Origin of the sequence: Shinella sp. NM-101 (genome assembly GCF_021401195.1) — a bacterium.
GTDB lineage: Bacteria > Pseudomonadota > Alphaproteobacteria > Rhizobiales > Rhizobiaceae > Shinella.
Map to the genome: position 1 here is coordinate 1 of NZ_JACBFT010000009.1, position 24186 is coordinate 24186.

The following is a 24186-nucleotide window of genomic DNA, read 5'->3' on the forward strand; positions in this document are numbered from 1 at the left end:
TCTCCCACGGGCTTGCAAGCCCAAAGGTCATGCGGTCTCTCATCCGCCACCGCGACACGCACTACAGCGCCAAACGCGGGCCAAGGGAAGTTACAAAGGTCGCGGCAGCGGGATGAGGGGCCGTCCTCTCTCCCCTACCGCTCCATCTCCCCGTAGAACCCGCGCCAGTGTGCGATGGCGAAGCCGAGCACGATCAGCGCGCCGCCCTGGTGGGCGAGCGCCCAGGCGAGCGGGACCTGCCAGACCAGCGTGAGGATGCCGATCGTCGCCTGCAGACAGACGAGGCCGAACAGCAGCAGCGCGCGGCGCGCATGCGTCGTTTCCGGCGCGGCGCGCAGCGACGAGACGAGGTGGACCAGGGCGAGCGCGAAGAGCAGGTAGGCGCCGAGGCGGTGGACGAACTGCACGGTCTTCGGGTTTTCGAAGAGGTTGATCCACCACGGCTGCTGCACGAAGAGGCCGCCCGGCACCAGCGCGCCGTCCATCAAGGGCCATGTATTGTAGGTGAGGCCCGCATGGAGGCCGGCCACGAGCGCGCCGAGATAGATCTGGAAGATCGCCATGCAGGCGATGATGCCGGCCATCCGGCGCGCGCCGGCGGTCGGCGGCGCATCCTCGCTATGCGGCGAGAGCGCGCGCATGATCCACATCGTCAGCGCGAAGATGAGACAGGCGATGGTGAGGTGCGTCGCCAGCCGGTACTGGCTGACCGAGACGCGCTCGGCAAGGCCCGAGGACACCATCCACCAGCCGATGAAACCCTGGAACCCGCCGAGCGCCAGAAGGCCGGCGAGCGGCCAGCGCAGCCGCTTCTCGATGCGCCCGGTGAACCAGAAAAAGACGAGGGGCACGGCGAAGATGAAGCCGATGGAGCGCGCGATCAGCCGGTGCGCCCATTCCCACCAGAAGATCGACTTGAACGCGTCGACGGTCATGCCCTTGTTGATCTGCTCATATTGCGGGATGCGCTTGTAGAGCTCGAATTCCTCCTGCCATTCGGCGGCGGTGAGCGGGGGAATGACGCCGTGGATCGGCTTCCATTCGGTAATGGAAAGGCCCGAGCCGGTGAGCCGCGTCGCGCCGCCGACGAGCACCAGCACGAACAGCGTGAACAGCACGAGGGCCAGCCAGCGGCGCACCTGGCGGCGGTTGCGGTCGATCCTGTCCATGTCGTCGCTGCGGTAGGCGGCAGTGGTCGTGGCATTCATTCTGTCGGCTCCTGTCTCCCGGAGGGCGGCCAAGCCGCCTCCCGGGCATTTCCACGCGATTGCCGGCGCAAAACCGCGCGAGGCCCCATGCTGGAATTGTTCCAGCGTTGATTTGCCCGACCGGCCCGTGCAAAACAAGGCCCGAACCTTTGCGGCATGCCGTCGCGCCTCGCCGTTCCACGATTTGAAAGACCGTCAATGCCCCCTCGCCTCAGAAAACTGATCGGCACGATCCTGATCATCATCCTCGTGCTCGTCTATGCGCTGGTCGCCACGACCGTCGCCTCCGCCACGCTCGGGCAGTCGCCGTGGTATATTCATCTGCTCTATTTCGCGCTGACCGGCCTCCTGTGGATCCTGCCGGCCATGCTCATCATCAAGTGGATGGAAAAACCGGGCAAGCCGCGCGGCGAGTAACTGCGCCGCATCCTGCCCAGCCCGTCCGTTATCGAATCGCTAACCGCGTCCTCCGATTTGCCGCTATGCATGGCGGCGCCGGCCGGGTTTAAACCATTTCCGCAGACCTTGCGCGTATCGTCAGAACGCGGCGATGCAGCCGCTTGCCAAGGCAAGGGTCGAAGGCGATGCAATTGCAGATCAAGGCGTCCGGGCATGGGCTTGCGGAAGAGGTGGCACGTGGGCTGCCCCTGCCCCTCGCCCTTCGCCTGCACGACCGCATGGAGCCGCTGGAGGCGACCTGGCGCGCCCTCGAAAGGGAAAACGGCCTGTCCCTGCACCAGAGCTACGATTGGTGCCGGGCCTGGGTGGAAACGCATGGCTGTCCGCTGCTGGTCGTCGAGGGCCTTTGCGACGACCGCACGCAGTTCATCCTTCCGTTCGAAGTCGTCCGCCAGGGACCGTTGCGCACCGCGCGCTTCATCGCCACCGATTTCAGCAACATCAATACCGGCCTCTACACAGAGGCCTTCCGCGCCTCCTCCCTTTCCTCGCAGGAGTTCCACCGGGCCCTTGGGGACATACGCGCGGCGCTCGCAGGCGCCTGCGACATCCTGCTCTTCGAACGGGTGCCGCTCGACTGGCGGGGCCGGGAAAGCCCCTTCGCCGGCCTTCCCTCCGTCCTGAACCAGAACGCATCCTTCCAGCTCGAACTGTTCGAGAGCTTCGAGCGGACGCTGGAACAGATCAACGCCAAGCGCCGCCGCAAGCGTGCCCGCAGCTCCGAGCGCCGGCTGGCGGCGTTGGGCGGGCATGAGCATGTGGTGGCCGAGGCGGGAGCGGAAGCGCGCGCCCTGCTCGATCTGTTCTTTCACCAGAAGGCCGCCCGCTTCGAGGCCATGGGCCTGCCGGACGTCTTTCGCGACGAACGTACGCGCGACTTCTTCCGCCGGCTCGTCTCGACCCCCGCGGCGGACGGAAACTACCTGCTCCAGCTCCATGCCCTGCGTCTCAAGGGCGAGCATGACGGGCATATCGCTGCGATCACCGGCCTGTCGCGCAAGGGCGACCACGTGATCTGCCAGTTCGGCTCGATCGACGACAGCGTGGCGGCCGATGCCAGCCCCGGCGACTACCTGTTCCACATCGCCATCGAGAAACTGTGCGAGGAGGGTGTGCGCCTCTTCGATTTCGGCATCGGCGACCAGCTCTACAAGCGCTCCTGGTGCCCGATCGAGACGGCGCAGCACGACCTCTTCTGGCCGGTGACGCTCGCCGGGAGGGCCGCGGCGACCATGCATCGCGCCAAGGCGGCCACCAAGCGCCTCATCAAGCAGAACCCGCAGGTCTATTCCTTCGTGCAGCGCCTTCGCTTCGGCAAGGCGGAGGTAGCGAGCGCCGGCGGCGAGCCGGATTAGGCCGCCCGGCGTCCCGGATGGCCGGGCGGCTCGCTGCCTTCGCCCGTCATCAGCACGATCTCGTTGTAGCCGGCCTCGCCGAAGGCGCCGATCAGGTCGACGATCTCGTCCTCGCCGGCACCGGGAATCGACAGGACGATGTCGGTTTCCTGCCCGCGCGTCAGGCGCCGCACGCCTTCCACTTCCGCCGGGCCGCATTCGACGATGACGGTGTCATAGGCGTCGGACAGCGCGTCGATCACGATCGCCAGCCGGTCGATGCCGCGCATGGCGCGCTTGATGTTAGCATTGCCGCGCGGGATGATATGCGCGCCCGACAGGCGGTCGCCGTGAATGATGTCGCCGAAGGCCGCGTCGCCGACGAGAAGATCGGTGATGCCAGGCAGGTGGACCGACTGGGCCATCAGGCGCGTCGGGCAGGCCGAGCCCGTGAGGTCGATGATCAGCGTCTTGCGGTGCTCCTCCGCTATGCGGCGGGCGAGCATGACGGTGGCAGTCGAGCCCCGGTCGCCGGACGGCGAGACGGAGACCACCACGGAGATATTGTTCTCGATCAGGTGCCTGGCGACGGCGGCAATCGAAAAATCGTTGTCGTCCTCGGCGACGGCGGCTCCGTCGGGTGAGGTTTCGACGTCCTCGCCCTCCTCTTCGGGGCCGATGTCCGAAAGCAGCGACCTTGCCGGCGCGCCCATATCCCTGATGGTGCCGTATTCCGGGCGGGCCGCCGGACCCTTCGCGGCGAAGGGCTCGTTCTCCGGCGCCACGGGTTCCGCCAGTTCCTCCACATCCTCGTCGCGGCGGCGGGGCATGGCGGCAGCGGCGCCGACGGGCTTGAGGGCGCGCCCGCTGAAAAGCTCGGCCAGAAGGATGACGATGGCGCTCAGCGCAAAGCCCACGACACCGCCGACGACGGTGATCGGAACCACCTTCGGGAAGGAGACGTCCGTCGGCTCGACGGCGGCGGAAATGACGCGGGCATCGGCCGGCGTCGAGCTGCTGTCGGTGCGCGAGGTCGCCTCGCGGTAGCGCGCCAGATAGGTTTCGAGCAACTGGCGCTGGGCGGTCGCCTCGCGCTCCAGCGCTTTCAGGCCCACCTCGTCCTCGCCGGCGCGGGCGGTCTCGGCTTTCAGCGTGTTGAGCTGCTGCATGAGCTGGCTTTCGCGCAGCCGCGCCGTCTTCGCCTCGTTTTCGAGGCTCGAAAGGATCTTCTGCGTTTCCGCCTTGATCTGCGTCCGGATGCCGGCAAGCTGCGAGCGCAGCCCCTTCAGCCGCGGATGGCCTTCGAGGAGCGAGGTTGAAAGGTCGGAGATCTGGCCCTGGATCTGCGCCTCGCTCTCCTTCAGGCGCTGGATCATCTGCGAGCCGACGACCTCGGAGAGCGTATCCGGCGCCCCGCCGTTCTTCAGCACGGCACGCACGCTTTCGGCACGCGCCTCCGCGCTCGCCCGCTCGCCGCGCACGCGGGCGACTTCCGTCGAGATGTCGTTGAGCTGCCGCATCGCGAAGGTCGCGCTGTCGCCGGTCGGCGGGAGGTCGGATTGCGAACGGTATTCGGCGACCTTCTGCTCGGCCTCGCGCACCTTCTCGCGCAGGTTGGCGATTTCCGGCTCCAGCCAACGCGTCGCCTCGGAATTGGCGTCGAGCTTGGCCCCGCTCTGGAGCGAGAGATAGACCTTGGCCATCTCGTTCGGGATTGCCGCCGCTAGGCGCGGGTCCTTCGAGGTGAACTCGATGCCGATGACGCGCGAGCGCTCCACCTGGTAGACGACGAGCTTTCCCGCGAACTCCTTCAGCACGCGCTCTTCCGGCGGAAGGTCGAGCGGGTTCTTCTTCAGGCCGAGCAGCACGAGCAGGTCGGAAACGGCAGACGGCTTGGCCGTAGTGTCGAATTCCTCCAGCTCGTAGAGCTTCATGTCGCGGGCGACCTGCTTGATGAGGTCGGCCGACTGCAGGAGCTGGACCTGGCTGGCGATGCCCAGCTCGTCGAAGGCGGGCTGGTCGCGGCCCTGCGCCCGGTCCTGGCCGGTCGTGAAGGCCGGTTCGCGCGTTTCGATGAGCAGGCGCGCCTCGCCCTTGTATCTCGGCGTGACCAGGTTCGCACCGGCAAAGGCGATGCCCGCGCAGGCGACGGTCGCCAGAAGCACCCGCATGCGGTTGCGCCAGATCGAGCCGAACAGACCGCCAAGGTCTATATCGACATCCTGCTGGCTTTCGTGAACGCCCGACATATCCCACTCCAAGCACGACGATTTTCCGGCACGGTAAACAAACATGGTAACGCAAGGGTTAATCCCTGCCGGCCGCGGGCGCCTTTCCCCCCGCCCCTTTCGCGAAAAAATCGGCAGGGAACCCTCCGTGCAGGCCCTCGCCTTTACCAGCCATTAACCCTAACGGATCGATAACAACGGTGAGACTTCTGATTTGGGGATTGGAAACGCGAATGGGATTCGCAACCTTCAACAAGGGCATGCTGCTCGCAATGGCGCTCGTCGTGCCGGCCGTTTCGGCCTGCAGCGGCTATCGTCCCGCCCCCAAGGCCTTCCACGAGGCGACGATCCGGCCCTACAGCCTGGACAGCGGCGATCGCCTGCGCATTACCGTTTTCGAACAGACGGGCCTCAGCAATACCTATACCGTCGACCAGGCCGGCTATGTCGCCTTCCCGCTCATCGGCGCCGTGCCGGCGCGCGGCCAGACGATCCAGCAACTGGAGAGCGCCATCGCGGCAAAGCTGCGCCAGGGGTATCTGCGCGATCCCGACGTCTCCATCGAGGTCGACCGCTACCGCTCCATCTACATCATGGGCGAGGTCGGCCAGGCCGGGCAGTACAGCTATGTCGCCGGCATGACGATCCAGAACGCCATCGCCGTCGCCGGCGGCTTCTCGCCGCGCGCCAACCAGCGCGACGTCGACGTGACACGCAAGATCAACGGAAAGATCATCACCGGACGCGTCTCCATCTCTGACCCGATCCTGGCCGGCGACACCGTCTATGTCCGCGAACGACTGTTCTGAGCATCATGGCGGACGATGGGCCTTTGCGCATCATTCATTGTTTCCGGTCTCCCATCGGCGGTATCTTCCGCCATGTGCGGGATCTCGCCGAATTCCATGCACGGGCCGGCCATGAGGTCGGCATCATCTGCGACAGCCTCACGGGCGGGTCCTTCGAGGATTCGCTGTTCGACGAGATCCGTCCCTACCTTCCGCTCGGCCTCGTGCGCATGCCGATCAACCGTTCGATCAGTCCGCGCGACATCGGCGCCTTCAGGGAAAGTTATCGTGAAATAAAAGGTTTGCGGCCGGATGTGCTGCACGGGCACGGCGCCAAGGGTGGCGCCATCGCCCGGCTCATCGGCTCAGCCCTGCGGGTCAACAGGTATCGCGTAGCCCGCCTCTATTCGCCGCACGGCGGCAGCCTGCACTATACGAACCGCACCGCCGCGGGACTGGCCATCCTGACGGCCGAGCGGCTTCTCGAACCGCTCGGCGATGCGATCGCCTTCGTCTGCGACTACGAGCGGGAGGCCTATACGGCCCGCGTCGGCCGGCCGCGCGTGCGGGCCGAACGCATCTACAACGGCATCCACGACCGCGACTTCGATACCGTCTATCCCCGCGAGGACGCGGTGGATTTCCTCTATATCGGCATGCTGCGCGACCTCAAGGGACCCGACGTCTTCGTCGACGCCTTCGCGCGGACCGAGCGCCTCGTCGGCCGCCCGCTTTCGGCGCTGATGGTCGGCGACGGGCCGGACAAGGAGAAATACGAGCAGATGATGCTCCAGCTCGGCCTCGGCCGCCGCATCGCCATGCTGCCGTCGATGAAGGCGCGCGAGGCCTTCGCGCTCGCCCGCAACGTCGTCGTTCCGTCCCGCGCCGAGGCGATGCCCTATATCGTGCTCGAGGCGCTCGCCGCGCGAAAAGCCGTCATAGCCAGCCGCGTCGGCGGCATTCCCGAAGTGCTCGGCCGCGACAGCATCGCGCTCGCGGAACCGGGCGACGCGCAGTCGCTCGCCGGCGTCATGGCCCAGTCCGTCAGCGATCCCGCCTGGCTGCGCAAGGTCATGCCCGAGCCCGCCGCCTTCAAGGGAACCTTCTCGGCCTCCGTCATGTCCGGCTCGCTCCTTGCCCTCTATCGGGACATCCTCGCCCGCCAGCCGGGCGGGCGGCGGCTTGCGGAAGAGGTCGCGGCGGCCTGAGGCCGTAAACGTTTCTTAGGGGCTTCGTGCTATTTCCGGCGTAAAGCCCATAGGTGCGTGCCATGAACCATGTCGACAAGCCCGAATCCTTCGATCCGGACGCTCTGAGGCGCAAGGTCTCCGAAAGCCGGGCGGGCGGGGCCGATGAAACGGCCGCCGAGCTCAATCCGCTTGCCCGCCAGATCGCCCAGCAATTCCGCGACGACAGCTATTCGCCGGCCATGATCACCGGCCTGCTGCGCCTGTCGGAGTTCGCAGCGCTGGTGGCGATCGGTTACTGCATCCATGCGCTCTATGTCGGCATGGGCATGACCGCGCTCTATGTGAGCGTGCTCGTCGGCGGGGCGGCCATCGGCGTGCTGCTGATCCAGCTTGCCGATGCCTACCAGGTGCCGGCGCTGCGCTCGCCGCTGCGCATGACGCCGCGCATCCTCGCCGCCTGGGCCATCGCCTTCGCGGCAATGTCGCTCGTCCTCTTCTTCTTCAAGTCGGGCGACCACTATTCGCGCTTCTGGTTCGCCGCCTGGTTCGCGGCGGGTGCCGTCTATCTCGTCGTCGAGCGGCAGGTCATCGCCTATTCGATCCGCCGCTGGGCCCGCAACGGCACGATGGAGCGGCGCGCCGTCATCGTCGGCGGCGGCGAGCCGGCCAAGGAACTCATCCGCACGCTGGAGCATCAGCCGGAGAACGACATCCGCATCTGCGGCATCTTCGACGACCGCGACGAGCGCCGCTCGCCCTCGATCATCGCCGGCTATCCCAAGCTGGGCAATGTCGCCGAGCTCGTCGAGTTCGCCCGCCTCGCGCGCATCGACATGCTGATCATCTCGCTGCCGCTGTCGGCAGAAACGCGCATCCTGACGCTGCTCAAGAAGCTGTGGGTGTTGCCGGTGGACATTCGCCTTGCCGCCCATGCGAAGGGGCTGCGCTTCCGTCCGCGCAGCTATTCCCAGGTCGGCAGCCTGCCGATGCTCGACATCTTCGACAAGCCGATCGCCGACTGGGATAATGTCGCCAAGCGCATCTTCGACATCTTCTTCAGCGTCGTCGCACTCGTCCTTCTCTGGCCGGTGCTGATCGGCGCGGCGATCGCGGTGAAGCTCTCCTCCCCCGGCCCGATCATCTTCAAGCAGAAGCGCCACGGCTTCAACAACGAGATCATCGAGGTCTACAAGTTCCGCTCGATGTACACCCATCTGTCGGATCCGACCGCGCGCGCCGCCGTCACCAAGGGCGACCCGCGCGTCACCCGCGTCGGCCGTTTCCTGCGCAAGTCCTCCATCGACGAACTGCCGCAGCTCTTCAACGTGCTCAAGGGCGAGCTCTCGCTCGTCGGCCCGCGCCCGCATGCCATCGAGGCGCAGTCGCGCGACCGCAAGTATGTCGATGTCGTCGACGGCTACTTCGCCCGCCACCGCGTCAAGCCCGGCGTGACCGGCTGGGCGCAGATCAACGGCTGGCGCGGCGAGATCGACCATGACGACAAGATCCGCTTCCGCACGGAATTCGACCTCTACTATATCGAGAACTGGTCGCTCTGGCTGGACCTGAAGATCCTGTTCCTGACGCCGATCCGCCTGCTCAACACGGAAAACGCCTATTGAGCGACGCGGCCCTCCCCCACGCCACGCCCTTCCGGCCGCAGCTCGCGGCTGTCGGCATCGTCGGCTCCATGCTGGTGACGACGGGCGTCTTCCTGTCGGGCTTCGTCATCAGCGAGCCGGCGCCCTACGAGGTGTTCATGGCAGGCCTCATCGGCCTCTGGGCGGTGGTGGGCCTGCGCATCTCGCGCGGGATCGCGCCGCTCCTGGTGCTGCTCGTGCTCTTCAATGTCGGCGGCATGCTCTCGCTGACGGTGATGGACGACCTTTCCAGCGGCCCGATGTACATGGCCGTCTCGCTGTTCCTCGCCCTTTCCAGCGTCTTCTTCGCGGCCATCGTGGAGGCGCGGCCGGCGCGGCTGGAGCTCATCTTCCGCGCCTGGGTGGCGGGCGCGCTCATCACCTCGATCCTCGGCATCCTCGGTTATTTCCACGCCTTTCCCGGCGCAGAGGCCTTCACGCTCTACGACCGCGCCAAGGGCGCCTTCCAGGATCCCAACGTCTTCGGCCCCTTCCTCGTCGCGCCGTCGCTCTACCTGATGCACGGCCTGCTTTCCGGCCGCATCCTCGGCGCGCCGCTGAAGGTGGTCGGCGTCCTGATCCTGGCGCTCGGCCTCTTCCTCTCCTTCTCCCGCGCGGCCTGGGGGCTCTACCTCTTCGGCGTGGTGGCGCTGGTCTTCGTCATGCTGCTGAAGGAGCGCACCGGCGCCTTCCGGCTGAAGATCCTCATCCTCAGCCTTTCGGCCGCGGGCCTGATGATCCTCGCGCTGGTCGCCGCGCTGCAATTCGACAAGGTCGCGAACCTCTTCTCCAGCCGAACGCAGCTCGTGCAGGAATATGACGGCGGGCATCTCGGCCGCTTCGAGCGCCACCGCATCGGCTTCCTGATGGCCATGGAAAAGCCGCTCGGCATCGGCCCGATGATGTTCAGCAAGATGTTTCCGGAGGACGAGCACAACATCTACCTGAAATCGCTGACCACTTACGGCTGGCTGGGTTTCGCCACCTATCTGACGCTCATGGCATGGACGCTTTCGGCCGGCTTCAGGGTTCTGCTGCGCGACCGTCCGTGGCAACCCTTCCTGATGATCGCCTTCATCACCCTCCTCGGGCACAGCGCGATCGGCTTCGTCATCGACACCGATCACTGGCGTCACTTCTACCTGCTGCTCGGGGTGGTATGGGGATGCCTTGCGCTGGAACGGCGCCACAACCGGCGGATCGCATCGGGCACCACCCTTGCCTGATCGCTTTAGCGGCCATGCGAAAAGCCGCCTCTCCTTGCGGAAAGACGGCTTTTGGAAAAAGCTCCGGGACGGCTCTATCGTCTGATCGCCCGCGCCAGCGCTATGAGGATGCAGGCGCCGATGAAGCCGGCGACGAGATAGCCGAGCCAGCCACCGAGCGAGACGCCGATCAGGCCCAGGAGGATATTGGCGACGGCCGCGCCGACGATGCCGAGCACGATGTTCATCAGCATGCCCATGTTGCTCTTCATGAACATTTCGGCGAGCCAGCCGGCGACACCGCCGATGATGATGGCCGCGATCCAGCCGATACCTGCGTCTTCCATGCGAAATCTCCTCAAGCTCCAGATAACGCCGGCGCAGCAGCCGGCGCACACTAACGCGCAAGGAAACGTAAAGTTCCACGGGAAGATGTGCTGCTGTCAGCGAGGAGGGAGAGATTGGTCGGAATGGCGGGATTCGAACCCACGACCCCTTGACCCCCAGTCAAGTGCGCTACCGGGCTGCGCTACATTCCGGACCGCGCAAACCTCTATATTCTCGGGGATTTGGACGCAAGCCCAAAAAACGGCGTGGACGACAAATCGGGACATTTTCGTCTCGCGGGCCTCGCCGGCGAGGAGCGTTTGCATCGCAAGCGGAGGCTGCGGGCCTGTCCCGCCAGCCAAGGCCGGGGCGCTTCACTCCCGGACTGCCCGAACCGCCGCGCTTTCGCCCCCGCGGCCGAATTCTTTTGGCAACCGTACCGGAATCGCCGAATCAGACCTTCCCGGGCATTAGACGAAAGTCGTAGAGTGTCATGGCTCGCTTGTCATTTGCGAGCACTCCCCCGCGTCACGGAGCCAAGCGTGACGCCTGTTTTGCCCCGCCACAGTGCGGGGCTTTTTCTTTTCGGATCAGCGAACCTGGTCGAGCAGGCGCTTGCATTCCAGGAGATCGTAGAGCGCCTCCTGCAGGAGGGCGCGGTCTTCCTTGCCGACGCTCGTCTTGCCGATGGAGATTTCCGGCGGCTCGTCGCCGCCGCCGCCGAAGGAGAAGAAGCGGCGGCTGGCGGGCGCCTTGGCGCGGCCGACGATCTGGTCCTCGTCGCTGCCTGCCTTCGGCGGGGGCGGCTCCTCGTGGCTGGCGGCCGCCAGCGCCTCGACGGTCGCAAGATCGCCGCTGGCAATGGCGGCGACGAACTTGTTGCCGTTGACCTTGAGCAGCTTCTGCACGCCCTTGATCGTATAGCCGTGGTCGTAGAGCAGATGGCGGATGCCCTTGAGGAGATCGACGTCCTCGGGGCGATAGTAGCGCCGGCCGCCGCCGCGCTTCATCGGCTTGATCTGGGTGAAGCGCGTTTCCCAGAAACGCAGCACATGCTGGGGCAGGTCGAGGTCGTCGGCGACCTCGCTGATGGTGCGGAAAGCGTCCGGACTCTTGTCCATTCTACCCTCGATGAAAGCTCACGGCAGCAGCACGATGCCTGTGCAGCCGAATCGTATTCATTTCAGCGGGTTGCCGGGCGATATTCAAGTTTCAAATCGCTGGTGTCCGACAATAAGCGGTAAAACCGGTCAGGATGCGGGCGAAGCCGGCTTCAGCTTCGCCTTGCGCGCGAGATGCGCCTTCAGCACCCGCTGCTTGAGCACGTTCGAGGCCTTGAAGGTCATCACGCGGCGCGGCGAGATCGGCACTTCCTCCCCGGTCTTCGGGTTGCGGCCGATGCGCTCGTTCTTGTCGCGCACCTGGAAGGTCGCGAAGGAGGAGAGCTTCACGCTCTCTCCCCGCACGATGGCGTTGCAGATCTCGTCGATCACGGTTTCGACGAGCTCCGCGGATTCGGTTCGGGAAAGCCCGACCTTCCGGAAAACCGATTCGGCCAAATCTGCGCGTGTCACCGTCTTGCCGCTCATCGTTCCTCACCGATTTCCTATTGAAAGCGCATGGTTAAGTCGCGGAAGAGTATTGTCCTTGCCCCCTCGGGTCAAGCGGCCCCGCAGTCCGGCGCTCCGTTACCAGCGCAGCAGCACCGCGCCCCAGGTGAAACCGCCGCCCATGGCCTCCAGAAGCACGAGGTCACCCTGCTTGATGCGTCCGTCGCTGGCCGCCGCGGCGAGCGCCAGCGGGATCGAGGCCGCCGAGGTGTTGCCGTGCAGATCCACTGTCACGACGACCTTTTCCAGCGGGATGCCGAGCTTCCTGGCCGAGCCGTCGATGATGCGCTTGTTGGCCTGGTGCGGCACCAGCCAGTCGACGTCGTCGGCCGTGAAGCCGGTGGCGTCGAAGGCCGAGACGATCACGTCGGTGATCATGCCGACCGCGTGCTTGAAGACCTCGCGGCCCTCCATGCGCAGATGGCCGACCGTGCCGGTGGTGGATGGGCCGCCGTCGACATAGAGCTTGTCGCGATGGGCACCGTCGGAGCGAAGCTGCGCCGACAGGACGCCGCGGTCCGCATTGGTCCCTGCCCCGTCCTGCGCCTCCAGCACGATGGCGCCGGCACCGTCGCCGAAGAGCACGCAGGTCGTTCGGTCGGTCCAGTCGAGGATGCGCGAGAAGGTCTCGGCGCCGATGACGAGGACGCGCCTTGCAAGGCCGCCGCGGATATAGGCATCCGCCGTCGTCACCGCATAGACGAAGCCCGAACAGACCGCCTGCACGTCGAAGGCGAAGCCGTGATGCATGCCGAGGCGGTTCTGGATGTTCACGGCGGTGGCCGGGAAGGTGTTGTCGGGCGTCGAGGTCGCGACGATGATGACGTCGATGTCGGCGGCGGTGAGGCCCGCATTTTCCAGCGCGGCACGGGCAGCCCCCTCGCCGAGCGAGGCGGTCGTCTCGCCCTCGCCGGCGATGTAGCGCTGGCGGATGCCGGTGCGCTGCACGATCCAATCGTCGGACGTGTCGACCATGCTTTCCAGCTCGGCATTGGTGAGCACCCGTTTGGGAAGCGCCGTCCCGAAGCCCCGGACCACTGAACGAATCATTCTATACCTCGTCGCCCACGCTCTGGACGCCCTCGACAGGCCGGCCTGCGTGATACTTCTGCAAATCTCTTTCGATCTTGTCCCTGAGGCCGTTGCGGACCATGTCGTAGCCGACATCCACCGCCGCGGCGAAGCCCTCGGCATCCGTGCCGCCATGGCTCTTGATGACGATGCCGTTGAGGCCGAGGAACACGCCGCCATTGACCTTGCGCGGGTCCATCTTCTCGCGCACGCGGTCGAAGGCGCTCTTGGCGAGGATATAGCCGAGCTTGGCGAGCCATGTGCGCGACATGGCGGCGCGCAGGTACTCGGCGATCTGGCGCGCCGTACCTTCCGCCGCCTTCAGGGCGATATTGCCGGCAAAACCTTCCGTGACCACCACGTCCACCGTGCCGCGACCGATATCGTCGCCTTCCACGAAGCCGTAATATTCAATCGTGTCGAAATTGGCCTCGCGGATGAGCTGGCCGGCGGCCTTGACCTCCTCCTGGCCCTTGATCTCCTCGACGCCGACATTGAGCAGGCCCACCGTCGGCCTGTCGATCTCGAAGAGGGCGCGCGCCATGGCGCCGCCCATCAGCGCGAAGTCGAAGAGCTGACCGGCATCCGCGCCGATCGTCGCGCCGATGTCGAGCACGATGCTCTCGCCTTTCAGCGTCGGCCAGATGCCGGCGATGGCGGGGCGCTCGATATTGGACATCATGCGCAGGCAGAACTTCGACATGGCCATCAGCGCGCCGGTATTGCCGGCGGAAACCGCGACATCGGCCTCGCCCTTGGCCACCGCGTCGATCGCCTGCCACATGGAGGACTTGCCGCGGCCGCGGCGCAGCGCCTGGCTCGGCTTCTCGTCCATGGCGACGGAGACGTCGCAATGGTGGAAGGTGCTGGCAGCCTTCAGTTTGGGATATTGCGCCAGCAGCGGATCGCATTCGGCGGCATTGCCATAGAGGACGAAGCGGATTTCGGGATGACGATCGAGAGCCTTGGCTACGCCGGGAATGGCGACCTTCGGACCGAAATCGCCACCCATGACATCGACGGAAATTCTGACCACGCGAGTCTTGCCTTAGTTCCTGGCCTTGGTTGCTGGCCTTGATTCTTGTTTCCACGGGCGAAGGGGCCTCCGCGGCGGAATTCGGCCAAAATACCGCTTTTCGCCGGGGGCACAACTGAATTATCGGACGCTCAATAAGCCGTTCAGTCTTTTTTCCAGTCCTTCAGAACGGCGAAGGGCGAGGGTTTGCGATCGTCCTGGTCGGTGCTTTCGATGTGGCCGGAGAAGTCGACGTCGGCCTTGCGCGGATAGGGATCGATGGCGAGCGCCACATGTTCGGCGGCCACCACGCCGGCATCGATGGTGTCGCCGGTGAAAACCTCCGGCGCATCGGGGCCATCGGGATCGAGCAGCATCTCGCCGGTTTCGGTGGAGACCGGAAGCCGTGCCAGCTTGGAGCCTTCCGGCACGAAGACGACCTCGACCGGCTCGTCGATATGGGACTCGACCGGATCGAGCGTCACCACGCAGGCCTGCACGATGTCCGCCGTCACCCGCCCCTTGAGGCGCACGCCGTCTCGCTTCCAGCGCAGGATCTGGAAGGTCGCCGAGAGCGCCTTCACCTCCAGCACCGACCACAGCGCGGCAAGTCCCGCCCGCTCGCCGGGGTCGGCGCTGATCGTCACCTCGACCGGATTGGCCGAGATATGGCCCACCTTGACCGGATAGGAAAATGGCGTGTCGTCGTCTTTTCTCATCGCACGTCCCTCGCCGCCCAGGCGGCGTCTTCTTCGGTGCCGGGCTCGATCACGTCGAGCATGCCGGCCCGGATCACATCTTCACCGGCCTCCCCCATCGCCTTCTCGGCGGCAAAGAGATAGAAGGCCAGCCCCTCCATCGAGGGGGTCTCAAGGCCCGCCGCCGGATGGATGTTGCGGCGGAGCGCTTCGGCAAGCGCGGCGCGGTCGCCGGCATCGAGCGCGGCGGCATAGGATTCCAGCCGGCCGTAGAACATGCCGGCGAATTTCTTCATGCGCTTGGGCACGCCGACATCGCCGACGCCGAGCTCGCGAATCGAGTGGTCGACATCCTCGAAGAAGGCGTCGACGATCTCCTGGGCGATCTCCTGGCCCGACGTGGCGCTTGCGCGCGTGCGCCGGAAGTAGAGGATCAGCACCGCCGAGAGCATCTCGAAGCGGCCCATGACGTTATCGGGAACACCAAGGCTCTCATAGAGATAGGGATGGCGCGCGGCCTTCGTCAGGGTCGCGTACTGCTTTTCGACGATGCGCCGGTTGCCGTTTTTTTTGCCGAACAGGCCGAAAATCATCATAAAGCCCAGTTTTGCCTGATTCAAACCATGGTGCCGTCGCAAGTCATGTTGCATGACGGTCGAAGCTGGTTTACCGAAGCAGGCATGAATTGCAATGGCTGCGCGGCCATCATAGTCCCGGGGATGTTGTGAAGAGAGATTCTGCGAATATGAAGCTGTTGCGTAACGCCGCCGTTGCCGTCACCCTCTCCGCTTCCGTGCTCGCGGCCTGCCAGGGCCCCAGCGAGGTTCTCTATCAGGGTTACGTCGTCGACCAGGAGACGCTGGCCCTGGCGCCGGTCGGCTCGTCGCGCGAGCAGGTCCTGCTGTCGCTCGGCACGCCGTCCTCGACCGCGACCTTCGACAACGAGGTCTTCTACTACATCTCGCAGAAGCGCAAGCGCGCGGCCGCCTTCATGAAGCCGAAGGTCGTCGAGCAGAGCGTCCTTGCCGTCTATTTCGACAAGGACGGCAATGTCGAGCGCCTCGCCCACTACACGCTGCAGGACGGCAAGGTCTTCGACATGATCGCCCGCGTCACGCCGACGGGCGGCGCCGAAACGACCTTCCTCGGCCAGTTGCTGCGCGGCGGCGCGAGCCCCGGCAACCTCATGAAGAACCTGATGAGCAACAACTGACGGTTCGCACATCCTTCCATAAAGAAACCGCGGGGATCGCTCCCCGCGGTTTTTGTTTGGGCAGTGCCTCGATCAGGCGAGAACGGCGAGCAGCAGCAAGGCCACGATATTGGTGATCTTGATCGCCGGGTTCACCGCAGGGCCGGCCGTGTCCTTGTAGGGATCGCCGACGGTGTCGCCGGTGACGGAGGCCTTGTGGGCTTCCGAGCCCTTGAGGTGACGCGTGCCGTCCTTGTCGACGAAGCCGTCCTCGAAGCTCTTCTTGGCATTGTCCCACGCGCCGCCGCCCGATGTCATGGAAATCGCCACGAACAGGCCGTTGACGATGACGCCGAGCAGCGAGGCGCCGAGCGCCGCGAAGGCCGAGGCCTTCGAGCCGGAAATGAGCAGCACGCCGAAATAGACGACGAGCGGCGCCAGCACCGGCAGGAGCGACGGCACGATCATCTCGCGGATCGCCGCCTTGGTCAGCATGTCGACGGCGCGGCCGTAGTCCGGCCGCTCGGTGCCCGCCATGATGCCCGGCTTCTCGCGGAACTGCCGGCGCACCTCTTCCACGATCGACCCCGCCGCCCGGCCGACGGCGGTCATCGCGATGCCGCCGAAGAGATAGGGAATGAGGCCGCCGAAGATGAGGCCGGCCACCACATAGGGGTTGGAGAGATCAAAGGAGATCGTGCCGATATCCGCGAAATACGGATATTTGTCGCCGTTCGCCGCGAAATAGGCGAGGTCGTTCGAATAGGCGGCGAAGAGCACCAGCGCGCCGAGGCCGGCCGAACCGATCGCATAGCCCTTGGTGACGGCCTTGGTCGTGTTGCCGACGGCATCGAGCGCGTCGGTGGACTTGCGCACCTCCGGATCGAGGCCCGACATCTCGGCGATGCCGCCCGCATTGTCGGTGACGGGGCCGAAGGCATCGAGCGCCACGATCATGCCGGCGATGCCGAGCATGCCGGTGACGGCGATGCCGGTGCCGAAGAGGCCGGCGAGCTGGTAGGTGGCGATGATGCCGCCGACGATGACGATCGCCGGCAGCGCCGTCGATTCCAGCGAGACGGCGAGGCCCTGGATGACGTTCGTGCCGTGGCCTGTCACCGACGCCTGCGCGATGGAATTCACCGGCCGCTTGTTGGTGCCCGTGTAGTACTCGGTGATGACGACGATGAGGGCCGTCACCACGAGGCCGAGAAGGCCGCAGATGAAGAGGTTCGTGCCGGTGATCTCCTTGCCGGCGACGGTGCCGATGCTGCCCCAGCCGATGGTGAGCGACGTCGCGGCCGCAAGGCCGAGGATCGACAGCACGCCCGTGACGATGAGGCCCTTGTAGAGGGCGCCCATGATCGAGCCGTTGGAGCCGAGCTTGACGAAGAACGAACCGACGATCGAGGTGATGATGCAGGCGCCGCAGATGGCGAGCGGATAGATCATCGCGCTGGCGAGAACCGGCGTGCCGGCGAAGAAGATCGCCGCCAGGACCATGGTGGCGACGACGGTCACCGCATAGGTCTCGAAGAGGTCGGCGGCCATGCCGGCGCAGTCGCCCACGTTGTCGCCCACATTGTCGGCGATGGTCGCGGGATTGCGCGGGTCGTCCTCGGGAATGCCGGCCTCGACCTTGCCGACAAGGTCGCCGCCGACATCCGCACCCTTGGTGAAGATGCCGCCGCCGAGACGGGCGAAGATAGAGATCAGCGAGGCGCCGAAGCCGAGCGCGACAAGCGCGTCGATGACCTCGCGCGATGCCGGTTCCTGGCCGAGAACGCCAGTCAGGATCCAGTAGTAGATGGAGACGCCGAGAAGCGCGAGGCCGGCCACCAGCATGCCGGTGATGGCTCCCGACTTGAAGGCGATGTCCAGGCCGGAGGACAGGCTGACGGACGCGGCCTGCGCCGTGCGCACATTGGCTCGGACGGACACATGCATGCCGATGAAGCCGGCGACGCCCGACAGGACGGCGCCGATCAGGAACCCGATGGCAGCCGTTGCGGAAAGCAGAAGCCAGGTGCCGATGAAGACGACGACCCCGACGATGGCAATGGTCTTGTACTGCCGGGTGAGGTAGGCCTGCGCCCCTTCCCGGATATAGCCTGCAATTTCCTGCATGCGGGCATTCCCCTGATCGGCGGCAAGCACCGACCGCGTCGCCCAGATGGCATAGACCACCGAGAGCAACCCGCATGCGATAACGCCCAACAATATGGTCATTTCGCTCTGTCCTCCTTGAAGGCCGCCGGGTCCTCTCCCCGCAGCCGGAACGCGCCCGTCCCCGTTTGCCTCCTCACAAGCCGGGAGCCGGCGCGCGGCCAGATTGCGATTGCGAATCGGTTGCGTCAAGCCGCTGCAACGCGGTAAGCGGTGCGGCGTGCTGGATTTTTCGACGCAGGCGGGCGAAGAGGCTCAGGCAGCGGTGCGGCGCGAGCGCAAAAGCAGAAGGATGACGAGCACCAGGCTGACGCCGGTGATCGGCCAGAACACCAGGTTGATCGTCTGCCAGCCATAGGCGTTGAACACCTTGCCGGAGGAGAACGAGGCGAGCGCCACCGCGCCGAAGAGAATGATATCGTGGAAGCCCTGGACCTTGTCGGCCTCGTGCGGGCGGTAGCTGGAGGCGACGATGGCGGTGGCGCCGATGAAGCCGAAGTTCCAGCCGATGCCGAGCAGGATCAGCGCGCCCCAGAAGTTCCAGAGCGCGATGCCCATATGGGCGATGCCGGCGCAGGCCATGAGGATGACGAGGCCCGCGGCCACGACCTTCTCCGTGCCGAAGCGCTGGATCAGCATGCCCGTGACGAAGCTCGGCGCGAACATGGCGAGCACATGCCACTGGATGCCGAGCGTCGCGAGCTCGGGCGAGAAGCCGCAGCCGATGACCATGGCGAGCGGCGCGCCGGTCATCATGAAGGTCATCAGCGCATAGGAGGAGATGCCGCAGACCATGCCCGTCAGGAAGCGTTGCGTCAGCACGATCTCCCGGAGCGGCCGCACGGCCTGGCCGGTGGCCGCGCCCGCCGCCTTGTGGTCGGGCAGGCGCAGGAAGAGGAAGAGCACGATCGCCGCGCCGCACAGCGGCACGAGGGCGACGAAGGCGCCGGCAAAGAGCACCGGCTCGAAGAGGTCCTTGGTGAGGATGACGACCTGCGGGCCGAGGACGGCCGAGATGACGCCGCCGGCGAGAATCCAGGAAATGGCGCGCGGCTTGTAGAAGGAGGGCGAGGCGTCGGCGGCCGCGAAGCGGATCTTCTGCGCAAAGCCGCTGGAAATGCCGACGAGCACGAAGCCGAGGGCGAAGAGCCAGAAATCGCCGCGCAGAAGCGCGATGGCGGCAAGCAGGCCGCCCCCTGCCCCGACGAGCGCACCGACGACGAAGCCATAGGTTCGGCCGAGCATGCGCGCGGCGATGGCGACGAGCACCGCGCCGAGCGCAACGCCGATGTTGAAACCGGTCAGAGGCGCGGTCGCGAGCGACTTGTCCTGGCCGAGGAGGTTGTAGCCGGCAAGGCCGCCGACGGAAAACACGATCGGGCCGGCGGAGGCGAGCAGCGCCTGTGCGAATGTGAGAAGGAACACGTTGCGGCGCGCGGCCGACAGTTCCCGTTCAAGACCCTCGACCGTGCCGGTGCTCATTCCGCCTACCTTCTATTTGCGCGTCGTGTCGGGCCGAAGCTGCCGGGCGATGCGGTCGAGGACCGCGTTCACCAGCTTCGGCTCCTCGTCTTCGAAGAATGCCTTGGCGATCTCGACATATTCCGTGACGATCACGGCGACGGGAACGTCCTTGCGCTCCTTCAGCTCGAAGGTGCCGGCGCGCAGGATGGCGCGGACGGTGGAATCGAGGCGGGAAAGCGCCCAGTCGTCCTGCAGCGCAGCGCCGATCATCGGATCGAGCTGGCGCTGGTCGCGCACGACGCCGGAGACGATGGAGCGGAACCACGAGGCGTCCGCCTTGAGGTAGGTGTCGCCGTCGAGCTCCTGGCCGAGGCGATGCAGCTCGTATTCGGCGACGATTTCCAGCACGCCGGTGCCGCCGATGTCCATCTGGTAGAGGGCCTGCACGGCGGCAAGGCGCGCCGCGCCGCGCTGGTTGGCCGGCTTCACCGGCTGCTGGTTCTTCTCGGTGGTCACTGTTCGCCGCCCAGTTTCTTCTTCAGCTCGATCATGGTCAGCGCCGCGCGGGCGGCAAAGCCGCCCTTGTCGCCCTCCGAGCGTCGGGCGCGCGCCCAGCCCTGCTCGTCGTTCTCGACCGTCAGGATGCCGTTGCCGATCGGCAGGGCCTCGCTGACGGAAAGGTCCATCAGCGCGCGGCTCGATTCGTTGGCGACGATGTCGAAATGGTAGGTCTCGCCGCGGATGACCATGCCGAGCGCGACGAAACCGTCGTACCAGGTGCCGCCGTTCTCCATGCCGTCGAGGGCCATGGAGATCGCCGCGGGGATTTCGAGCGCGCCCATCACGGTGACGATGTCGTAGCTGGCACCGGCGGCCGCGAGCGCGTTCTTGGCGCCATCGAGCATCGCATCGGCCATGTCGTCGTAGAAGCGGGCCTCGACGATGAGAAGATGAGGTTTATCGGTGTTGGCCATGGATCACCTGAAAATTGGAAGCAGGCCACGCAGATGCGGGCAGAGGCGGCGGTCAAACCACGACAGGCGAGGCTTGGCAAGCGTTTTCCGCCCCCTGCGGCGATTTCCGCGCAAGGCGGTGGCTCAGGGTATTCGGTGCCTGGCGCTCAGGCGGCCAGCGACACGCGGTTGCGGCCGTCGCGCTTGGACATGTAGAGCGCCCTGTCCGCATTGCTGAGCAGGGAATCGAAGCTGAGGCCGTCCGCATTGCCGAAGGCGATGCCGGCGCTGACGGTGCAGGTGATCGGCCGTCCGCCGAACGGGATGAGCCTGGAGGCGAACTCCGCGCGGATATGCTCGCCGATGCGATGGGCCCGGTCCGGCAGGGTCCGGTCCAGAACCACGATGAACTCCTCCCCGCCGAGGCGGGCGATGCAGGCCGCCGTGCCGCAGGCATCGCGCAGCACGTCGGCGAAGACCTTCAGCACCGCGTCGCCGGCCGCATGGCCGTAGCGGTCGTTGACCGACTTGAAGCTGTCGAGATCGAAGGCGATCGCCGCCCGGTGCTCGCCCATCGTTTCATCGCCGTAGCGGTCGAAGAGCGCGCGGCGGTTGAGCAGGCCCGTCAGCGCATCGGTGTTGGCGGCGCGCTGGTGGCTGCCGGCGATGCGCCACTGGTTCAGCGCCAGCGACATGGCCCCGATGCCGGTAATGCCGACGATCGCCATGACGAGGTTGAGGTTTTCCGCCCAGTTGTCGGGCGCATGGCCGAGCACCCAGCGACCGCCATGGAGGAGAACGGCGGCGCAGAGCACGAAGGAAAGCGCGGTCGTCATGTAGAGGACGGCGATGCCGGTGAGCGGCAGCGGCGCTTCTTCGCGGCCGCGCCAGTACTCGGCGGCCGTCGCGGCGAGCGCCGACGCGATCAGCAGGTTGAGCACGATGAAGCCGATGCCGTCATACCCGGCAAGCAGCCACGGCAGCGCGATGGCCGCGCTCGCCGTGAAGACCACCACCATGCGCTTTCGCCCCCTCCGCCCGGTGCGAAAGCGGTAGGCCGCACCGTAGATGAAGGCGAAGCCGAGAAACTGGAGCAGGAAGGCAAGGCAGCCGAGACGGACGCCGGGGTTTTCGACATAGGCGCTGTAGACGGCGACGGCCGGCACGATGCAGCCGATGCCGAGCGACCAGGAAAGCAGGAAGCGTTCGACGCGGGTGGACATCCACGAGGCGAACAGCGTCGCCGACAGGCAGAAGCCGGACAGCCCGATCGCAAGAAGGAGCGTGTTGTAATCAGGCGTCATGCGGGAACGGTCTCCGGGGTCCGATGCCGTTCACCGTAAAAGCGCAGAAGTATCGATATCGTTACCCGGCGCGCGAAAGCCGGCCTTTATCCCGTACCGATACGGGACGAAATCCGCCTTCCGTCACGCCGCCGTCACACCGTCGGCGCGGGGAACTCCGCGAGCCGCGCGGCATAGCGCGCCATGGTGTCGACCTCGAAATTCACGAAGTCGCCGACCTTGCGCTCGCCCCAGGTGGTGACCTCCAGCGTATGGCGGATGAGGAGCACGTCGAAGACCGCGCCATCGACCGCGTTGACGGTGAGCGAGGTGCCGTCGAGCGCGATGGAACCCTTCGGCGCGACGAAGCGCTCCAACCCTTCCGGTGCGCGGATGCGGAAGCGGGTGGCATCGCCCTCCGCCTCGACGGAGAGGATCTCCGCCTTGCCGTCGACATGGCCGGAGACGATGTGGCCGCCGAGTTCGTCGCCGATCTTCAGGGAGCGTTCGAGATTGATGCGCGTGCCGGCCGTCCAGCTGCCGATGGTCGTCAGACGCAGCGCTTCTTCCCAGGCCTCGACCTCGAACCAGCGGGCATTGGTGCCCTCCTCCGGCAGTCCCGTCACGGTGAGGCAGGTGCCGGAATGGGCGATGGAGGCGCCCATGTCGATGGTGGCGGGGTCGTAGTTCGTGCGCACGCGCAGGCGCACGCCCTCGTTCATGGGCTCGATCTTCTCGACCGTTCCGATATCGGTGACAATGCCGGTAAACATCAATCGTCTCTTTCGTATTCTTGCAGGACATCCGCGCCGTAGCGCGCCGTGTGGCGAAGCGAGAAGCCGTCCGGCATCCGCCCCGGGACAAATGGGGATGCGACCCCGTCCCCGCCAAGGGTGACCGTGCCGGAAAACAGGAGGATGCGGTCGACCAGGCCGGCATCGAGGAAGGACCCGGCCGTGCGCGCACCGCCCTCCACCAGCAACGAGGAGATGCCGCGCGTCGCGAGCGCCGTCAGCAAGGCGCCCAGCTTGCGCGGATCGCAGATCAGCACCTCGACGCCGAGGGCCTCCAGCGCCGCCTGACGCGCGACGAAAGCGGGATCGTCCCTGTCATCGCGCTCCGTCACGACGATGACCGGCACCGTCCGGGCCGTCTGCGCCAGCTTCGAGGCCGGCGGCAGTTCCAGCCGCGGGTCGAGCACGATGCGCACCGGCGAGCGGGCTTCGAGCCCCGGCAGGCGGCAGGTGAGTTCCGGATCGTCGGCGAGCGCCGTGCCGATGCCGACGAGGATCGCGTCCGTCTCGGCGCGCAGCACATGCACCTGCCCGCGCGAGACTGTGCCGGTGATCGCCACCTGCCCCTCGCCCAGCCGGCCAAGCATGCCGTCGGCCGAAACGGCAAGTTTCAGAGTCACATGGGGCTGCTTCCTCGTCTGGCGAGCGAGGTAGGCGGCAAGGGCTTCCCGGCCCGCCTCCTCCAGAACGCCGGTCTCCACCTTGATGCCCGCATCGCGCAGCATCGCCAGCCCCCTGCCCGCCACCCGTTCATCCGGGTCGGTCACAGCGACGACAACGCGCGCCACACCGGCGGCGATCAGCGCCTCGGAGCACGGCGGCGTCTTGCCGTGGTGCGAGCAGGGTTCGAGCGTGACATAGGCGGTGGCGCCGCGCGCCGCCGCGCCCGCCTCGGAAAGCGCCTGCGTTTCCGCATGCGGCCGGCCGCCCGGCGCGGTGACGGCCGAGCCGACGATCACGCCGTCCCTGACGATCAGGCAGGCGACGGAGGGGTTGGTGGAGGTCAGGCCAAGGTTGCGGCGGCTGAGGCGGATCGCCGCCGCCATGAAGCGTCTATCTTCCGCGCCGGCCGACATCTAGCCGTCGGCGCCCGGATCCCGGGCGATCTTGGCGGCGACTTCGGCGAGGATCTTCTCGAAGTCGTCGACATGGGAGAAGTCGCGGTAAACAGAGGCGTAGCGCACGAAGCCCACGTCATCGAGCGCCTTCAGCGCCTCCAGCACCTGGAGGCCGATCTCCTCGGAAGCGATTTCCGTCTCGCCGGAGCTTTCGAGCCGGCGGACGATCCCCGAGACCGCGCGTTCGATGCGGTCCCGGTCGACGGGCCGCTTGCGAAGCGCGATCTCGAAGGATTTCAGGAGCTTGTCGCGATCGAAGGGGGCCTTGCGGCCCGTCTTCTTGACGACCATCAGCTCGCGGAGCTGCACCCGTTCGAAGGTCGTGAACCGACCGCCGCAATCCGGGCAGATGCGCCGGCGGCGAATGGCGGCCCCGTCCTCTGCGGGACGGGAGTCCTTCACCTGCGTATCTTCCGAACCGCAATAGGGGCAGCGCATTCTCT

General features: G+C 66.1%; 24 protein-coding genes and 1 tRNA gene. 7 read left to right on the forward strand and 18 right to left on the reverse strand.

The genetic code is table 11. The features are described from left to right. Positions 1-134: 134 nt before the first annotated feature. On the reverse strand, positions 135-1208 hold the full coding sequence (locus tag L0976_RS17040) for a COX15/CtaA family protein (protein ID WP_234188456.1): 1074 nt from the start codon (positions 1206-1208) through the stop codon (positions 135-137). A gap of 198 nt (positions 1209-1406) precedes the next feature. On the opposite strand from L0976_RS17040, the gene L0976_RS17045 reads away from it, so the two are divergent. Further along, positions 1407-1625, forward strand: a complete 219-nt coding sequence (locus L0976_RS17045) for a DUF2842 domain-containing protein (RefSeq protein WP_203318584.1) — start codon at positions 1407-1409, stop codon at positions 1623-1625. A gap of 167 nt (positions 1626-1792) precedes the next feature. After that, positions 1793-3022, forward strand: coding sequence for a GNAT family N-acetyltransferase (locus L0976_RS17050; RefSeq protein ID WP_234188457.1), 1230 nt, complete (start codon positions 1793-1795; stop codon positions 3020-3022). On the opposite strand, the gene L0976_RS17055 is transcribed toward L0976_RS17050, so the two are convergent. Then, on the reverse strand, positions 3019-5250 hold the full coding sequence (locus L0976_RS17055; RefSeq protein WP_234188458.1) for a GumC family protein: 2232 nt from the start codon (positions 5248-5250) through the stop codon (positions 3019-3021). The genes L0976_RS17050 and L0976_RS17055 overlap by 4 nt on opposite strands. 239 nt (positions 5251-5489) lie before the next feature. Here L0976_RS17055 and L0976_RS17060 point away from each other — a divergent pair, with 239 nt between their 5' ends. From L0976_RS17060 to L0976_RS17075, 4 genes are all read left to right on the forward strand, one after another. Beyond that, positions 5490-6038, forward strand: coding sequence for a polysaccharide biosynthesis/export family protein (locus L0976_RS17060; protein ID WP_370643709.1), 549 nt, complete (start codon positions 5490-5492; stop codon positions 6036-6038). A gap of 5 nt (positions 6039-6043) precedes the next feature. Continuing rightward, positions 6044-7225, forward strand: coding sequence for a glycosyltransferase family 4 protein (locus L0976_RS17065; protein ID WP_203318580.1), 1182 nt, complete (start codon positions 6044-6046; stop codon positions 7223-7225). A gap of 62 nt (positions 7226-7287) precedes the next feature. Continuing rightward, the gene (locus L0976_RS17070) at positions 7288-8829 is read left to right on the forward strand and encodes an undecaprenyl-phosphate glucose phosphotransferase (RefSeq protein ID WP_203318579.1); all 1542 of its coding nucleotides are present in this window, start codon (positions 7288-7290) and stop codon (positions 8827-8829) included. After that, the gene (locus L0976_RS17075; protein WP_234188460.1) at positions 8826-10073 is read left to right on the forward strand and encodes an O-antigen ligase; all 1248 of its coding nucleotides are present in this window, start codon (positions 8826-8828) and stop codon (positions 10071-10073) included. Before L0976_RS17070 ends, L0976_RS17075 begins: the two co-directional genes overlap by 4 nt. A gap of 74 nt (positions 10074-10147) precedes the next feature. On the opposite strand, the gene L0976_RS17080 is transcribed toward L0976_RS17075, so the two are convergent. From L0976_RS17080 to L0976_RS17115, 8 genes are all read right to left on the reverse strand, one after another. After that, positions 10148-10399 carry a GlsB/YeaQ/YmgE family stress response membrane protein gene (locus L0976_RS17080; protein ID WP_203318578.1) on the reverse strand — a complete coding sequence of 84 codons (252 nt, stop codon included), beginning with the start codon at positions 10397-10399 and terminating at the stop codon, positions 10148-10150. A 115-nt stretch (positions 10400-10514) separates the two neighbouring features. Continuing rightward, a tRNA-Pro gene (locus L0976_RS17085) sits at positions 10515-10591 on the reverse strand. A gap of 378 nt (positions 10592-10969) precedes the next feature. Next, positions 10970-11500, reverse strand: a complete 531-nt coding sequence (locus L0976_RS17090) for a MerR family transcriptional regulator (protein ID WP_203318577.1) — start codon at positions 11498-11500, stop codon at positions 10970-10972. Between the two features lie 129 nt (positions 11501-11629). Further along, complete coding sequence (locus tag L0976_RS17095) at positions 11630-11968, reverse strand: integration host factor subunit alpha (RefSeq protein WP_203318576.1); 339 nt, start codon at positions 11966-11968, stop codon at positions 11630-11632. A gap of 99 nt (positions 11969-12067) precedes the next feature. Continuing rightward, positions 12068-13039 (reverse strand): beta-ketoacyl-ACP synthase III, encoded by a 972-nt coding sequence (locus tag L0976_RS17100; protein WP_203318575.1) that lies wholly within the window; start codon positions 13037-13039, stop codon positions 12068-12070. A gap of 1 nt (position 13040) precedes the next feature. Continuing rightward, on the reverse strand, positions 13041-14096 hold the full coding sequence (gene plsX / locus L0976_RS17105) for a phosphate acyltransferase PlsX (protein WP_203318574.1): 1056 nt from the start codon (positions 14094-14096) through the stop codon (positions 13041-13043). Positions 14097-14239: 143 nt separating this feature from the next. Continuing rightward, positions 14240-14794 (reverse strand): DUF177 domain-containing protein, encoded by a 555-nt coding sequence (locus L0976_RS17110; RefSeq protein WP_203318573.1) that lies wholly within the window; start codon positions 14792-14794, stop codon positions 14240-14242. Beyond that, positions 14791-15366: a ubiquinol-cytochrome C chaperone family protein gene (locus tag L0976_RS17115; RefSeq protein ID WP_234188702.1), complete on the reverse strand. Its 576-nt coding sequence runs from the start codon at positions 15364-15366 to the stop codon at positions 14791-14793. Before L0976_RS17115 ends, L0976_RS17110 begins: the two co-directional genes overlap by 4 nt. A 152-nt stretch (positions 15367-15518) precedes the next feature. Between L0976_RS17115 and L0976_RS17120 the strand changes: the two genes are divergently transcribed. Continuing rightward, on the forward strand, positions 15519-15986 hold the full coding sequence (locus tag L0976_RS17120) for an outer membrane protein assembly factor BamE (RefSeq protein ID WP_203318571.1): 468 nt from the start codon (positions 15519-15521) through the stop codon (positions 15984-15986). A 72-nt stretch (positions 15987-16058) separates the two neighbouring features. Here L0976_RS17120 and L0976_RS17125 read toward each other — a convergent pair whose 3' ends face one another. The 8 genes from L0976_RS17125 to nrdR form a co-directional block, all read right to left on the reverse strand. Next, positions 16059-18194, reverse strand: coding sequence for a sodium-translocating pyrophosphatase (locus L0976_RS17125; RefSeq protein ID WP_203318570.1), 2136 nt, complete (start codon positions 18192-18194; stop codon positions 16059-16061). Between the two features lie 192 nt (positions 18195-18386). After that, the gene (locus tag L0976_RS17130; RefSeq protein ID WP_234188462.1) at positions 18387-19613 is read right to left on the reverse strand and encodes an MFS transporter; all 1227 of its coding nucleotides are present in this window, start codon (positions 19611-19613) and stop codon (positions 18387-18389) included. A 12-nt stretch (positions 19614-19625) separates the two neighbouring features. Further along, positions 19626-20111: a transcription antitermination factor NusB gene (gene nusB / locus L0976_RS17135; protein WP_203318568.1), complete on the reverse strand. Its 486-nt coding sequence runs from the start codon at positions 20109-20111 to the stop codon at positions 19626-19628. Continuing rightward, on the reverse strand, positions 20108-20569 hold the full coding sequence (gene ribH, locus L0976_RS17140) for a 6,7-dimethyl-8-ribityllumazine synthase (RefSeq protein ID WP_203318567.1): 462 nt from the start codon (positions 20567-20569) through the stop codon (positions 20108-20110). Before ribH ends, nusB begins: the two co-directional genes overlap by 4 nt. Before the next feature lie 146 nt (positions 20570-20715). Next, a complete protein-coding gene (locus L0976_RS17145; protein WP_234188463.1) occupies positions 20716-21852 on the reverse strand; it encodes a diguanylate cyclase in 1137 nt (378 codons plus the stop codon). 134 nt (positions 21853-21986) lie between these two features. Continuing rightward, complete coding sequence (locus L0976_RS17150) at positions 21987-22604, reverse strand: riboflavin synthase (RefSeq protein ID WP_234188465.1); 618 nt, start codon at positions 22602-22604, stop codon at positions 21987-21989. Further along, entirely contained in the window at positions 22604-23701 is a 1098-nt protein-coding gene (gene ribD, locus L0976_RS17155) for a bifunctional diaminohydroxyphosphoribosylaminopyrimidine deaminase/5-amino-6-(5-phosphoribosylamino)uracil reductase RibD (protein WP_234188467.1), read from the reverse strand. Before ribD ends, L0976_RS17150 begins: the two co-directional genes overlap by 1 nt. After that, entirely contained in the window at positions 23702-24181 is a 480-nt protein-coding gene (gene nrdR / locus L0976_RS17160; RefSeq protein WP_234188469.1) for a transcriptional regulator NrdR, read from the reverse strand. It abuts the gene before it with no gap. Positions 24182-24186: the final 5 nt, after the last annotated feature.